Origin of the sequence: Gordonia sp. KTR9, assembly GCF_000143885.2 — a bacterium.
Taxonomy (GTDB): domain Bacteria; phylum Actinomycetota; class Actinomycetes; order Mycobacteriales; family Mycobacteriaceae; genus Gordonia.
The window spans coordinates 60564-74443 of the sequence record NC_018580.1 but is presented as its reverse complement, the minus strand read 5'-3'; the positions used below and the strand labels follow the sequence as shown (position 1 = coordinate 74443).

Annotated in this window: 6 protein-coding genes; all 6 read right to left on the bottom strand. The window is 62.6% G+C overall.

Annotated elements, in window-relative coordinates:
• Window positions 1-271: 271 nt before the first annotated feature.
• The gene (locus tag KTR9_RS00350; RefSeq protein ID WP_014924702.1) at window positions 272-4510 is read right to left on the bottom strand and encodes a type IV secretory system conjugative DNA transfer family protein; all 4239 of its coding nucleotides are present in this window, start codon (window positions 4508-4510) and stop codon (window positions 272-274) included.
• Between the two features lie 90 nt (window positions 4511-4600).
• Window positions 4601-7201, bottom strand: a complete 2601-nt coding sequence (locus KTR9_RS00345) for a hypothetical protein (protein WP_014924701.1) — start codon at window positions 7199-7201, stop codon at window positions 4601-4603.
• A 125-nt stretch (window positions 7202-7326) separates the two neighbouring features.
• Window positions 7327-9093, bottom strand: coding sequence for an AAA family ATPase (locus KTR9_RS00340; RefSeq protein WP_238553847.1), 1767 nt, complete (start codon window positions 9091-9093; stop codon window positions 7327-7329).
• A 218-nt stretch (window positions 9094-9311) separates the two neighbouring features.
• The gene (locus KTR9_RS26425; RefSeq protein ID WP_148281119.1) at window positions 9312-10976 is read right to left on the bottom strand and encodes a hypothetical protein; all 1665 of its coding nucleotides are present in this window, start codon (window positions 10974-10976) and stop codon (window positions 9312-9314) included.
• A 174-nt stretch (window positions 10977-11150) separates the two neighbouring features.
• Window positions 11151-13028: a hypothetical protein gene (locus KTR9_RS00330; protein ID WP_014924698.1), complete on the bottom strand. Its 1878-nt coding sequence runs from the start codon at window positions 13026-13028 to the stop codon at window positions 11151-11153.
• A 265-nt stretch (window positions 13029-13293) separates the two neighbouring features.
• Window positions 13294-13869 carry a LysM peptidoglycan-binding domain-containing protein gene (locus KTR9_RS00325; protein ID WP_044505513.1) on the bottom strand — a complete coding sequence of 192 codons (576 nt, stop codon included), beginning with the start codon at window positions 13867-13869 and terminating at the stop codon, window positions 13294-13296.
• Window positions 13870-13880: the final 11 nt, after the last annotated feature.

The window sequence follows — 13880 nt, the reverse complement described above, 5'->3', positions numbered from 1 at the left end:
ACCACGGCGGGTGCGCCACTTCGGGTACTCCGAGAGGGCCCTATGGAATGTGTATTCGTTCAAGTACCGACCAATACCGCGGGCTTTGACGTCCACCCCGAACCTCATCTCATGGCGTGTGCTGAACGGGTCAGTTCAACTGGATCTATTCTTATAGTAGTACATGCCGTCAAACTCGTGGAGCGCTTGACGTGGCCCCTGAACTGCCCCGGACGTGCAAACACCGGAGCAGAGATGCTGCTCCGGTGTTTGTCTGAGAGAAACTCCGAACTTAATTCTCCGATGTTCTCATTTGCGTCGCCATCTCGGCGTCGAAGCGGCCTTCGGCGATGTCGAGCCACGAGTTCTTCGACGCCAGGACCCGCTTGAAGCCCGGGTGGATGCGGAACATCGACAGCGCCCACATCGAGTCGGGGTCGGGTTCCTCGGGCATGTGGACCCGGCTGTCGGCGTCGGTTGCCGCTGCCGCTGCCTCACGCATCGCTTCGGTTTCGCTCCGTGCCGTGATCATCGGTTCCCCAGTGCTTCTGAGAACGAGACTCTCGCCCGACAGCGCGAAGGTGTCGTCTCGATCGAAGGCTCGCCAGCATTCGGAGAACGCCGCCGCCAGTTCCTTGTCGAGGCTGTTCACAACTCGGTTGCCGTCGGGGTCGATGAGCATGTCTCGGCTGATCCACCCCTCGGCGTAGATCTTCTCCGCACCGGCTGCGCGCACGGCCGCGAGCCGCGCCCGTTCATTGGCCAGTTCGTCGTCCTCGGTCGCACTGCGCGCGGTTTCCTCCGCGGCCGCCTCGAACATTGCCTCCTGCTCGTCGAAGCCGAAGACTGCTTCCTCCGGCGGCGCCGGCGGCTCCATGCCGCCGAAGATCTCTTCAAGCTCGGCCGCCTGGGCCGAGACGTCGCTCGCCGCCTTCTGTTCCTTCGCCTTCTCGTGCAGTTTGCGACCCAGGATGACGTCGTTGATGTCCATGATCTCGTTGCTGGAGACGTCCGGATCGAGTCGGGTCATGTCGAAGTCGCTGTAGCCGTATGCGTTGCGATACAAGTCTTCTGCCGCGGGAGCCACCGAGGCTTGTGCCATCCGCTTCTCCACCATCTGGAAGAAGTTCGGCTGGTTGAGCCGGACATCGAAGTCCCGCGCCGAACTCAGCGTCGGGATCGTCTGCAACGAGTAGTCCTTCCCTGGCTGAGTGATGCTGTTGCGGAACAGCGCGAAGCTCATCGGCAGGATCGTTTCGTTGCGATTCCAGATCGGCGGGGTGCCGGCGGAGAACACAATCGAGTTGCGTGGCGGCAAGAACGCCAGGTCGTTGTAGCTGATGACCGGGATCTCTTTGGCCGTCATGTTGTAGGTGACGGTGCCCGCGGTCTTGAAGGCGACCTTCTCGGCGTTTTTCGTGACCGACTTCGAATCGCGGTAGACCTTGTGTCGGACGCCGCTCATCTTCTGCAGCGTGTCGAGCATCGAGTCGTCGGTGGACTTGAGAAACACCAGGTTCGCGGCGTTGCCCTGCACGATCTTGTCGACCGATTCGCCGTACACGTCGCGCAGCTGCTGCAGTGTCTGCAGGATGAGGGTGAACTGCTGCTCCTGACCCAGTCCGATCGAGAGCATCGTCTCGAATCCGGAGATACCGTGACCTTCGGACTGCAGGTTGCCGAGCTCGTCGAGCATGTACCTCGTCTTATACAACGGCTTCTGCGTCGACTTGGTCATGTACGACTTGTCGAAGTTGAGGTCCACCAGCTGTTTGAGCAGGATCAAAATGAGCTTGGCGTACTTCATCAGGTGCGGCGGTGTCACCAGGAACACCGCCTTGGGCTTCTCCGAGTAGTGGACCTGCGTGCTCAGCACAGCGTTGCGGCGACCCTTCACCTTCTTGATCAGATCGTTGTTGCCCGAGTTGATCTGGTCCAGCGTGAGCTGGTCGATGTTCAGGACTTCCTGCTCGAACGTCGTCGATCCCAGCCCCATCTTCTTCGGGTCCCGGGTCGGTACCATTTCGACGAGAAGGCCGTTCTTCACGATCTTCGTGCCCAGCACGGGGTCCTTGATGTAGATGCGGCCCTTCAGGTTGGTCTGGTAGCTCTTGGTGAACCGGAAGTAGAACGTCTTGACCAGGGTGCTGGAATCGGTGTTGAACAGCCGTAACCGCAGGTATGCCACGTCGTTCGGGTAGATCCCCTCGAAGAACGCTCGTGCCCAGCCTTCCCGGCTCACGGTGTCCTCGTGCTCGAAGTCCTTGCCGAGCGATTCGGTGAACCCGGGGTCGGAGAACGAATCCCATAGGGCTTGCATGCCGATGAGGTTGTACCTGCGCACGTAGTTCTGGTCGAACCGTACGCCGAACCGGCGGGGGAAGCTCATGCCGCCGAGGTCGATGTTCTGGCTCAGCGTTCCCGAGGTCAGTGTGGAGATGGTCGGGTCGACGAAGAACGACATCGCGGTGATGGCGATGCCATAGACCGACGCCAGCATCTTCTCGGCACCACCCATGGCGCGCAGCGCTTTGTCGGAGTTTCCGACGAGTGTCCGCATCGAGTTGACCGGCAGTTTGTCGGTGGCGTTGAAGAACAAGGTCAGCATGTCGACCTCTTGCTCGCCGTTCCACATCGGCATCCGCTCTTTGGCATCGGCCAGGTGCTCGTTGAACAGCGCCTGGGCGTCGAGGTCGTTCTCGAGATCCCCGTACTTTCCGGCCTGCACGTCCTCGTTGAGACGGGTGATGGGGTCTTTCAGCTTTTTCGCCGAGAGCTGGACGAACAGCTGGTAGCAGTTGTAGAGGGTGACCTTGCCCCAGCTCTCATCGAGCTTGGTCTCGAGGACCTTCTGGTCCCATCCCTCGGCCGCGGCGCGCTTGCGCATCTGTCGTTCTTCTTCGAGGTAGAAGTCGATCATGCCGTAGGCCGTTCGTTTGAACGCGTTGTTCGCCGCGTTCGGCCACACAGGGTCGTCGGCGCCGTCGACGGGAAAGAACACCTCGGCGATGTTTTCCACGTAGAGCGCGCACGCTGTGCTGTTGCCTTCGCGGGCGGCTTCGGCAGCCATGCCCAACGGGTTGTAGATGTCGGTCTTGAGGACGTTGATCAGGTTGAACTGGACGACCTGGAATCCACGAACGCTGGCGCGCACGTAGTTCTTGACCAGCAGCTCGCCCTTCGGATCGTTGATGACCATGTTGTTGGGGCGACGCTCGCGCTGCCACATGTCGAGCATCGGTTCGATGTAGGTCTGACCCTTACCTGCGCGGGTCATGGCCAGCACCATCGTGTTCACCGGGGCTTCGTCGATGAAGTACACACCCGCCGGCCGCTGTGGCTCGAATTCGGGGAAGACCCAGTCTTTCTCGATGCGCTCGGCGATCGTCGCTTCGCTGCCCTGTTTGTCGCGGTTCTGTCCGCCTGGGTTGTATGGGATGTTCTGCGGGTTGAAGAACTTGCGTAGCGTCTTTTCCTCGGGGAGGTCCGAGGCGTCAAAGAGCTTGTGCGCGAACTTCTCATCCAAGATCGGTACGCGGTCATACTGGGCCGTGCCGTCCTCGTCGCGGATCACTTCGCCCTTGTAGTGCAGGACCTCGCCGTCCTGGTCAAGGACGTCGGCGTCGTATCGCCGCAGCAGCCGGACCTTCTTGACCCCACGGCTGGACAGCATGGCGTGACCGAGTAACGACGACGGCGCGCTGTAGGAGTGTGCGCCCACGTCGGGGAAGATCCCGTACTGCCGGATCACCTCCTCGGGGACCGCGATGTGCTGGTCGTCGTCGTACTGGTTGATGTCGGCAGTCTGGTACATGAGATTCTGCGCATCGAGCTTGCGCAACATCCACATCTTGGATCCGCTCCAGGCCGCCACAGCGGCCGCGACAGTCACCAGCAGTCGCAGCAAACTCACGTGTCCGGTGCCCACCCACGAGGACACGGAACTGTCTCGCATCTGTGCCTGCGGTTCGGGGGCGCCGGCATCCACGCGGGCCGCTCTCGCCGCGTCGATGTGCCACTGCGGTCGTTTGATGGAGCCGAGTTTCGAGTTGCACTCGCCATCGACCTCTTCGCCATCGGGTCCCAGCAGGAGGTAGCAGGTCTTGCCCAACGAGTTCCCGGCGCGGCGTTCCTCGACCCGGAAATACGGTTGAACGCCAAGCTCTTTGGCCTGCTTGAGTTCGGCCTCGACCAGCGAGTCCTGTGAGTTCATCGCGTTGCCTACTCCGCCGGCGATCGCGCCGACGACACCCCAGCCGACCCACACGACCAGTGCGACCAGGATGCCGATGACGATGGCCGCTACCTTGGGCAGAGTCTCCCCGCGAACCCGCCCGAGCTCACCACGTTCGAGTTCCTGCTCGCCGTGAACGTCGCGATTGGCGATGCTGTCGTTGGTGCTCTGATTACGAATTCGGTCCCACGCCGAGGCTTTTGGGCCGAGTTTGCCCCCGCCCTTGCCCGCCTTGTACTTCTTCGACGGGCTTTTGTCGATGTCGGACTTTCGGCCAAGCCTGTTCATGGCGTTCATTGCCAGATTCCGTCTCTTTCTTCTGCAGCGGGACTCACTCGACCGCCAGTTGTTGCAAGGACTGCCCGACCTGGACCAGTCGATCCGATGTCAGATCAGGAACGCCCCGGCCAGGATGCCCAGGCTGACCAATACGATCGCGCCGAGGACAACAAGGACGATCGCCGCGGTGGCCATGCGCGAATCGCGCTCTCGCATCGTCTCCTTGTCCGCGATGGCCTCGTCCCGCGCTTTCTCCGCCATCTCAACTCGAGCGTCGGCCTTACTCTGGAGCTCCCGCCGCTCGCTTTCCCAGTCAGCAAAACTCTGCTCGAGTCGCCGTTCCAGCTGTTGCTGCCGTTGCGCTTGCCCGCTCAGCTCCCACTCGAAGTTCGTGGTCCGCAAGTCAAGACCGCGCTGGTGAGCCTCGCGCTGACGATCCATCTCCTCGAGCATCATCGCGATGCGGTTATCCGCCTCGGATCGGGCAGCCGCGATCTGAGCCTGCGCTTCAGCCATCAGTTGCTCGTATCGCGCATCGGTTTCCAGCTTCCGGGCGGTCACATCTGCCTGGAGGAGGTCGTCTTTGCGGTGCTCCTCGATGTACGAGGTCACGGCGGCCAGCGCTGCCTCGAACGCCGCCGTCTCGTTGGCCTGCTGGTCGGCGGCCTTGCCCTCCAACGAATGCAGGATGTCGGAGAGCTTCTCGTCCATCTGCAGCCGCGCGGAGATCCTTCTGCTCTCATTGAGTTCGGCGAGATTCATCATGCCCATGGCTTCCAGGTCGGCGATCACCTGATCGCCTGCCTTGCGCATGTCGGCTTCTATGTGGGCGCCGTTTCGATGTTCGAACTCTTGGCGGGCCCGTGCGGCGGCGTCGGAGACGAACAGTTCTGCTCGGGCGTCCCACATTTCACGCACGGACTCTTCGGCACGAAGTTTGGCCGGCGCCGCGCGCTCGGCGATCTTCTCCCGGTCGGACTCGATTGCCGCATACACCCGTCCCCACCGGGAATCAGGGTTGCGTTGCGGGTCGAACTCCCAGCTGATTTCCTTCGCGGCAAGGTCGGCCAGGTGCATGAACTGCCGGTAGAGAAGTTGCTCGTGGTCGACGTGTAGCTTCCGCAGCTGCTCGTTGAGGACATCGGCCATCGTGGTCGCCTGCTCGCCGAGCCAAGGGGTGTGAGCACCGCGGGGAACAGGCACCTGCGGAAGCGGCGACACCAGCCGCTCCCGGAATGGCTGGGGGTCGACGACCAGCCCCAGATCGTCGTCGCCGTAGACCCGGCCGGCCGCTTCGAGAGCCTGGTCGTAGGTGAACTCCGAGCCGGGTTCCACAGTGATCTCGGCGCTGCGCGTAACCCCGTCGGCGATCGGGTGTCCACCCTCTGTCGTTCGTTGCGGCGGGGCGAGCGTCTTCTGAATTTCACCGAACAGACCCGTCAGATCCGAACGCAGCGCCTCGATCTGAGGGCTCGTGGCGGCGATGACAGCCTTTGTGACCGCCTCGGTGTCAGCGTTAGCGGTTGGGGGTGTGTCCGCGAAATCAGGCCCAGAGAAGGCAGGTTCATCGGTGCCAGCCGATTCAGCACCGCCGACAGCTTCGGCGAAGTCCGGTTCGGTCTCGGCATCATCGGTGTCGTCCACACCGGTGTCGTGCATCTCGAGATTGAAATCAGGTTCGTCACCAAACGCAGCCACATCATCGTCGAAGACGACGTCGTCATCCTCGAGGACGTCAATATCGTTGACGGCGTCAACCGTTTCGAACGAATCGGTTGTGCCCTCACTCTGCACCACGTCGGCGCCCTCGGCCGCCGCCGATTCGTGCACGACGGCAGCGCTGTGTCGGCCAACTCGCTGCCCGCTACTGCGGTAGTCGTTCAGTTCCGGGAACTGAGTCGCGAGATTCTCCACCAACTCGGTACCGGTGGGGTAGCTACCCTGACGAAACGCGTTCGCCAGGTACTCCATGTTCATGTCCTCGGCCTTCTTCAAGGCCTCTGTCGCCGACCACGTGTTCTCTGCCGATCGATAGATCGTGAGCATCGCGGCGATCAGGTTCTTGTCCAGCACCGAGGTCACGTCGAGCTGGCCCTGTGAGATCGCGAGGGCTTGCTCGAAGAGTTTGCCGCTGACGGCTGTTTCCTGCGAACGCGGTGGGACCGAGAACACCTTGACTTCACCGGTCTCGACATCCTCACAGGCCACCGCATATAGGTAGCGGGCATCGGTGAGAAGCGAGATCTCTTCCATGCGCGCCAGAGACTCGACATCGGGCACGATCCCAAGAGCATCGTCGGCCAGCAACTCGGCCGTCACGACCGCGTGGATGTTGTCCGCGGCAATCAGATTGATGATCGTGCCTCGCGCTTCATCCTTGCTGCGCCGACTGAGCCCGCCGAAGTCGCCCACCGTCGGGAGCACCAGCATCACCGATGCATTCAAGTCCGGGAACGTGAACGGCGTATTGAGCCGGAGGAGCTCCAGCGCGGCGCCCGGCGTTGACTCACTGACCACTGACGACAGCCGTGCGTCAGCGTTGAGCAGATCGCCGGACCCATCGCCGCGGGACAGCCGCAACCGTGCGCCGCCGACGACCCGGTCGATCTTCGATCGGACACCCCCCTGGGCAGCCTCCGATTCTTCGACGACTACATCGCTGAGATCCGCGGGATCGACGTCACTGAAAAAGTCGATTTCATCATCCATTGATAAACCTTCGGTTTGATGTTGTGGCGCTGTTTCCGCATGTGAATGCGCTCTCGGGCGTATGCGGGAATACTACCCCGAATGTCGGATGATCCGACTCACTTTCTCTATGGCGTCTCATCGCGCTACCCGACCAGACGGTGTCGTCGTTCTGCCCGAACCCGCGGTCTGGCCTTGGACTTTCGGAGTTCCAAGTTCTCCGCGCGCATCTCGCCGTCGATCTCCAGGAGCAGGATTTTGTCGTTGGGGTTCGCGTTGATGTATTTCGCGACTTCTACCTTGATTTGCCCTTGCAGTGCGCGCATCGACTCACGCGCCCCGCCGGCGTCAGCGGACGCTTCGCCGACGTCGATAGCGAGGTACTCGATAACCCGGGGATGAATGCCGAGCCGGACCCCGTGCTTGTTCAACACGTCGTCGCGCAGGTCGTCGAGACCTCGCTGCAGGATCTTGCGTTTGGTCGCATCAGACAGCGGTTGGAAAGGCACGATCCGGTCCAGTCGTCCGAGGAGTTCGGGGGGAAAGTCGTTGGCGCTGCGGATCGAGTTCTCGATGGACTTCATGTAGTCCTTGAGTCCTTCGCCCGAGCCTGTGTCGTCAGCGGCGTAGTCGCTGATCGTGTTGAATACTTCGCTGCCGGCGTTGGTGGTGAGCACGATGTAGCAGTCGAGGAAGCTGACCTGCCGGCCGGAGTCGTCGCTGAGTCGACCATCATCGAGAACTTGCAGCATCAAGCGCAGCACCATGCGTGAGGCCTTCTCGATTTCATCGAGCAGGATCACCGCGTCACCCATCGAGACGACCTTCTTGGTCAGTTCTGAGCGAAAGAGGTCCATCGACGAGTCCAGTGCGAACTCGGACATGTCGAACCGGATGAGTCTGTTGAGGTCGTCGGCGAAGAGTAGGTCCACGAGCTGTTTCGTCAGCTCGGTCTTACCGACACCAGTGCTGCCGGTCAGTAAGAACCGACCTTTGGGTCGCTTCCGGTCATGAAGGCCGGCGACGACCAGCTGCAGCTGGTCAGAGACGATCGTCGTTGCCAGGTCCTGCGCGAAGACCTTCTTGTCAAGCTCGGCTTTGATCGAGGCCCCATCGATGGCGAACTCCAGGTTCACCCCTGTCGACTGCCGCAGGACTTTCGACATCAGCGCCATGGACATCGGTTCTCCGGTTTGGCGATGCCAGCCGATCATTCCGTCGAGGATCCCGATGGCTTTTCGTGGCTGCACGGACGAGGGGATGTAGCGGTTGGTGACGTCGTGGATCTCACCGAACAGCCCGTCGCTGCGCTCGAACTGATCCAGCACACCTGCTTCCTCAGCGAAGCTGCGCAGAATCTCGATGGTCATATCGCGGGTGGCGGGGGTCAGATTCACTCGTTGCAGGCGTTCATCGAGAGGTTTGTTGGGCCGGATGTGTTCGATCCATTCCTCGAACGTGGTGGCCGCGACAATTTTCAGGCCGCGCGCTCCTGACGCCGCCAGGACCGGCTTGAGAGCTTCGACCGCGGCCGGCGACATCTGGACGATCTGGTGGAACTCGTCGATGAACAGGACCAACTCGATACTTTCGGCCCGGGCGTACGCTTCGGCGTCGTCGAAGAGAGCTTTGATCTCGGCGGCCATGTGGTCGGCCAGGCCCACCCCGCCGTTCATGCGTGCCAAGTCGACTTCCAGGTAGACCCGCTGGGGGTCATGCATCATCGTGTCCTGAACGAGGACGGTCTTTCCGGACCCGGCCGGCGCCAGAAGAAGGATGTTCGACAGCCGCGGTCGCGCGAGCGATGCGAGTACTTGCTGCCTCTCGTTTTCGCGGCCAATGATCCGCCCGACCGGTGGCAACAGGGCGGCAGTGTATTTGCCCAGTAATGGATACGCCTCCGAGTCGATCATTCGACTCGGAGTGTCGGCCTCAACCATTGTCCCCCAACTCTCCGGTGCACATATAGGCGGCAATACTCGAAACAACCATAACACTGCCTCTGAACAGGATAAATACAACCTACTGAGGGTGTGCGAACAATTGTTGTTTGAAAACTATTGCGGCGTTGAAACAACACAGCCCCGCAGCGTGATCGCTGCGGGGCTGTGTTCTCAGTTCCGGTTGTGACTCAGGCGCCCAGCATCCCCGGAATCAGTTGACCGAGCGCGCTCTGTGCGTCGCTGACGGCCTTGCGGACCGGTTCGGGGGCCGCATCCACCGCAGCCTGGATCGGCTGCGGTACTACGGCCATCTGCTGGGGAGCAACAGATGGCGCCACGGTGGGCTGTGCAGCCGGCGTCGGTGCCGGACCGGTCTCCGGCGTGGTCGTCATCCCCGGCAGATCGGTGCCACGGTTCTCTTCGTTCTGTCGCTCGACGCCCTCCCGGTTGGGCTCGTCCCACGGGTCGGGGGTCGAACTCGTCGGGTACGGGACACGCTCTGCACGTGCCGAGGGGTCAGCGATGTCACCGTGAGGGTTGAACTGAGCGTTGTCGGGATCCTCCCGGGCGATCTGACCCAGGAGCCCCCGGATCGTGTTCTGGAACTGACCGTCCTCGTCTTCGAGGAATCCCTTGGCGGCATCGCCCAATCCCGGTACGGCAGTGTTCATTTCGCCGTAGAAGTGCTTGTCGCGCTGCTGCTCGGTGGCGCCAAGCCACCGCTCCTCGCCGAGCTTGACGACGTAGGTCTTGTCGTCCTTCACCTGGAAGTTCAGGTGCGCCTCTTCGGGCAGTTCCCAACCGCCAGGCAGCTTGTTCGACTCCGGCCCGTTCCAGTCGAACTCCAGGACGTTGTCCTTGGGCGTGATCAAACCCTGTCCGTCGCGGTAGGTCCAGGGCTGGTCGATCTCTGCGTTGGGGTCGCCGCCACCGAACAGCGAACCGAGGCCCACGCCGATCGCCGCCGCCGGCACACCGACGAGCACACCGCCGATGAGACCGCCGGCCAGTGCCCCGCCGACTGCGCCCGCTCCGGCACCTGCGACCGCACCCACTCCGACGAACGAGCCGTACAGACCCGTTCCGCCGACGGGGAACAGTGAGTTCAGCGGGAGACCCAGGGTCGCAGCGATACCGGCGCCGATGGCGGTGCCGGCCAGAGCGCCGACGCCTCCACCGACTACGGCGCCGGGAACGACGCCGATGGCGAACCCTGCGGCGCCTCCGGCGGCACCGCCGACGAGCCCACCCACGGTCATCGACGCTGCTCGGCGGTCAGCCTCCTCCTGCGAGAAGCCTTGGCTGAGCCAGTACTGCGCCACGCGGGACTCGATGTAGGCCGACCAGCGGTTGATCGAGTTCATCTCCGCCATGGTCATCCACGGCGGTTTGACCTCCTGGTACTTACCGACTCGGATCATGCCCGGCTCGGGCATGATCATCGGCGGCGGCGGAGGCAACTGGATCGGGCCGATGAACGTCGGGGCGGCCGGGGTCCAGTTCTGGATCGGCGCATAGTCGGGCGCGTTGTCCGACCACGGGTTGGAACGCCAACCCGACTCGCTCGGCGGATCGATGATCGCGCCAGGGCCCACATCAGCTGAGGGCGGTGTCGGGTTCGAGGTGTTCGGCGTCGGGTTGCTTGCACTGGGCGGCAACGGATTGAACTCGGGGTCAGCTGCGGCGACACCGCCGACCCCTGCCATCACGGCCAGTGCTGTTCCGAGTCCGATGACGCCCAGTGCGGTCTTGCTGGGTGCGGTCGACGGGGCCGCTCGATGGGCGCCCCTCTGGCCGGCGGCTCGACGAGCCCGGCGGTTCGGCAGTCCCCCGACGTTTCCTGCGTCCTTCATCTTCTGATGTCCTCCCGATGGCATCCCGAGACAGGTTGCCTCGGTGAGAAAGTGATCTGCTGCTGTGAGTGCGCACGCGCGCTCCGGTTCCGGGCAAGAATACCACAGTGAATAAATAACGCCGTACCGAAACTCGCTGTGTCGTCCCAGCTGTATCCCCTGTTCAGGCAGGGTTTACGTCGCTTGGCGAAGCAGGTAGTACTTTCCATCGGAATATGTAGTAAAGAACTTCTGCTTGAATTCCTGCTCTGCCATTCCTGGCCAGGTGACCTTCAGCAGTACGTCGTACTCCTGCCCGACGACCACGGGGGTGACTACCAACCGATGCCGCGTTCCCGCCGGATTGGCATCGATCGCGTTCTGCGCCGACGTCGCGCTCGGCTGCGCCCCTGGTGCATACATGCCGACCGCTTGGGCTCCCGACCTCTGCACGTAATAGGCGTAGTCGTATGCGGCGATGACTGCGGCCCCACCCTTCTGGCTACCTCGGGCGTCGGGACCGAACTCGATCGGGACCCCTACCGCTTCGCCATTGGTCGGCGGCGCAACAGGTTTGGCCGAAGTGGGCTGGCTGGACGTACTCATCGGCTGTGTCGTCGTGGTTTCATCCGGCAGAGTGATGCCGGGTTCTTCGTCGGCGCTGGGTCCCGCGGCGACGACGATCGCCACCACCAGGCCGACCACGATCACACTCACGACTGTCGCTACCCCGATGATCGCGAGATGGCCCTTGCTCTTCTTTCTCCGGAGGGCTGCCAGCGCGGCGGCGTCGTCGTGCTGGTCAGTTCCCGCCGGGTCGCTGTCAGTGGCTGCGACGCGTGTCCGCGACGCCTCTCGCTCTTCCCGCACCGTCGCTTTACGCGCTGCCTCAGCGGCGGCTTCCTCGCGTTTGCGTGCCCTCGCTTCGGTTTTCGCCAGCGCCTTCCGCGCCCTGATCGCATCCTTGCTCTCTCCGAGGGCCGCGGGCTGCTCGGCGTCGGTCCCTCGCAGTCGACCCGCAGCTTTGCGGAGCTGCTCCAAGCTCGTCGCGGGATCGACGGGCTCGGCAGAGGCTTTGCGTAGCGCGGCGGCCGCCGCGCGCCGACGGGCTGCTTCGGCCCCTGACAGTTCGGGCACCATACCGAGCTCGGACTGCACCTGGCAGGCGGCGCATTCGCACCGCAAGACGCCGCGGCCCATGGCCTCGACGAGTCTGGGGTCTGAACGGTACCGAGCGAGGAGCGTTTTGCGGTGACTCTCGAGCCGGGCAGGGACCAACTGCGCCCTGATCTTCTCCACGACGGTGTCGGGTCCGAGGCGAGTTGCCTTATCGAGGAAATCATCGGTGATCTTCTTCGGTACTGCGAACTTCGGTACGGGCAGCACCTTTCCGCCCGCGGCGTAGGTCTTGCCGACCTTGCCCGTTGCTTCGTCGCGGTACTTCTTCTCGTAGAGGGTGCGTGCGTGCTTGACGGCCTCGTCGTAGCGACGTTTCTGGCCCTCTTCGGTGTAGGCGAGGTATTCGGTACGAACCTTGTTCCGCAGCCCGACCCACATCACCGAATCCATCTCGATGATCTCTTCGATCCCGGAGCTTTCGTCACCAGCGCGGCGTTCCCAGGCCAGCGCTCCGTATCCGACTAACGCCACCACGGCGCCCATCAACAGCCCGTAGTGCAGCGGCAGGTCGCCGATGGTGACCATGCTCAGGACGGTCACCGCGATGATCGCTCCCGCGATCATCATGTGGACACGCCAGATATTCTCGACGACCCGCGCGACCACCACTCGATGGCCGGTGGGTTCGCGACGTACCTGCCACAGCATGCGTTTGTTCCACCAGGTGACTTCGAGTTCGGTCTCCGGGCCTTCGGAGAAGCGCTCAGTGTTGATCGACCCGTCCTCGAGGACCGCGACACCGCCGGGGGTTTCCTCGCCGGCTCTTCCCCACCGATTCGAGCTCGATACGGGGGCCTGTCCGAGGTCGCCGGTCCCGTCGTCGCCGATGTCCTCAGGCAAGCCCGAACTGTCACTGTTCACGACCGCATGGCCCTTCTCGGAATCGTTCCGCATGTTTGTCACCACAGTTTGTCCGTTCCCCCGAAAACAGGCCCTCTAACTCGACAATTGGCGTCTTTGTCGTAGTCTAGCGTGTTATTTTCTCAGTTCCCACGATAGGACCTTTCAACGTCGGAGATCGCGGCATGACGTCCCGTGTGACGTCACCCGGCGAGCCTCAGATTCCGCTCTCGCCGCCGTCGATGATCACAGACAAGAAACACCCCGACGGTCGGTTCCGTCGGGGTGTTCCAGCCGTCTGACATGGCCGTCGGGCGGGTCAGGCGCTCATCTCAGGACCTGCCTCCGGCGACGACTCGGCCGGCGTCGCGAGTGTCTTGATCGCGCCGACCGGATCGGTGGTGGCGACGAAATCGTCGAGCTTGATCTCCTGGCCCGGTCGGATGAGATTTCCATCCCCCAGTTCGGGGTTGAGCCCGAGCAGATCTTCGACGCTCTTGCCCGTATCGGCCGCGATCCCCGAGAGCGTGTCGCCCTCGGCGACTGTGTGGATCTCGCCGAGGTCCTTCGACAGTGCACCTGTACGTGCGTTGCCCCCATGCACCGATGCGCTCGCGACCTCTGTCATCTCGTCGCCGTCGGCGTTACCCAGACCGCCCCGGTCGAGCTTCTCGCGCAGTTCCGCGATCGTCTCTCGATTGTCACCGAGCTTTTCGTCGAAAGTCCTGCGAAGATCTTCGGTTTCGCGGCGGTTGATGCCGAACACGTCGCCGCGGACGACATCCTTGGTTCGATCGCCGATCCACTCATTGCCTTCAGTGGCGATCTTGCCGACTCCTCGGCCGAAGGTCTCGATCCCACCGCCGATTGTGCTGATCGGATTGGGTAGTCCCATGTCATTCTCCC

Bases quoted from the DNA above. Each gene is read 5' to 3' on its own strand.
- KTR9_RS00350 (WP_014924702.1), bottom strand. From the start codon at position 4,510: ATGAACGCCATGAACAGGCTTGGCCGAAAGTCCGACATCGACAAAAGC.
- KTR9_RS00325 (WP_044505513.1), bottom strand. From the start codon at position 13,869: ATGGGACTACCCAATCCGATCAGCACAATCGGCGGTGGGATCGAGACC.
- KTR9_RS00340 (WP_238553847.1), bottom strand. From the start codon at position 9,093: ATGATCGACTCGGAGGCGTATCCATTACTGGGCAAATACACTGCCGCC.
- KTR9_RS26425 (WP_148281119.1), bottom strand. From the start codon at position 10,976: ATGAAGGACGCAGGAAACGTCGGGGGACTGCCGAACCGCCGGGCTCGT.
- KTR9_RS00330 (WP_014924698.1), bottom strand. From the start codon at position 13,028: ATGCGGAACGATTCCGAGAAGGGCCATGCGGTCGTGAACAGTGACAGT.
- KTR9_RS00345 (WP_014924701.1), bottom strand. From the start codon at position 7,201: ATGGATGATGAAATCGACTTTTTCAGTGACGTCGATCCCGCGGATCTC.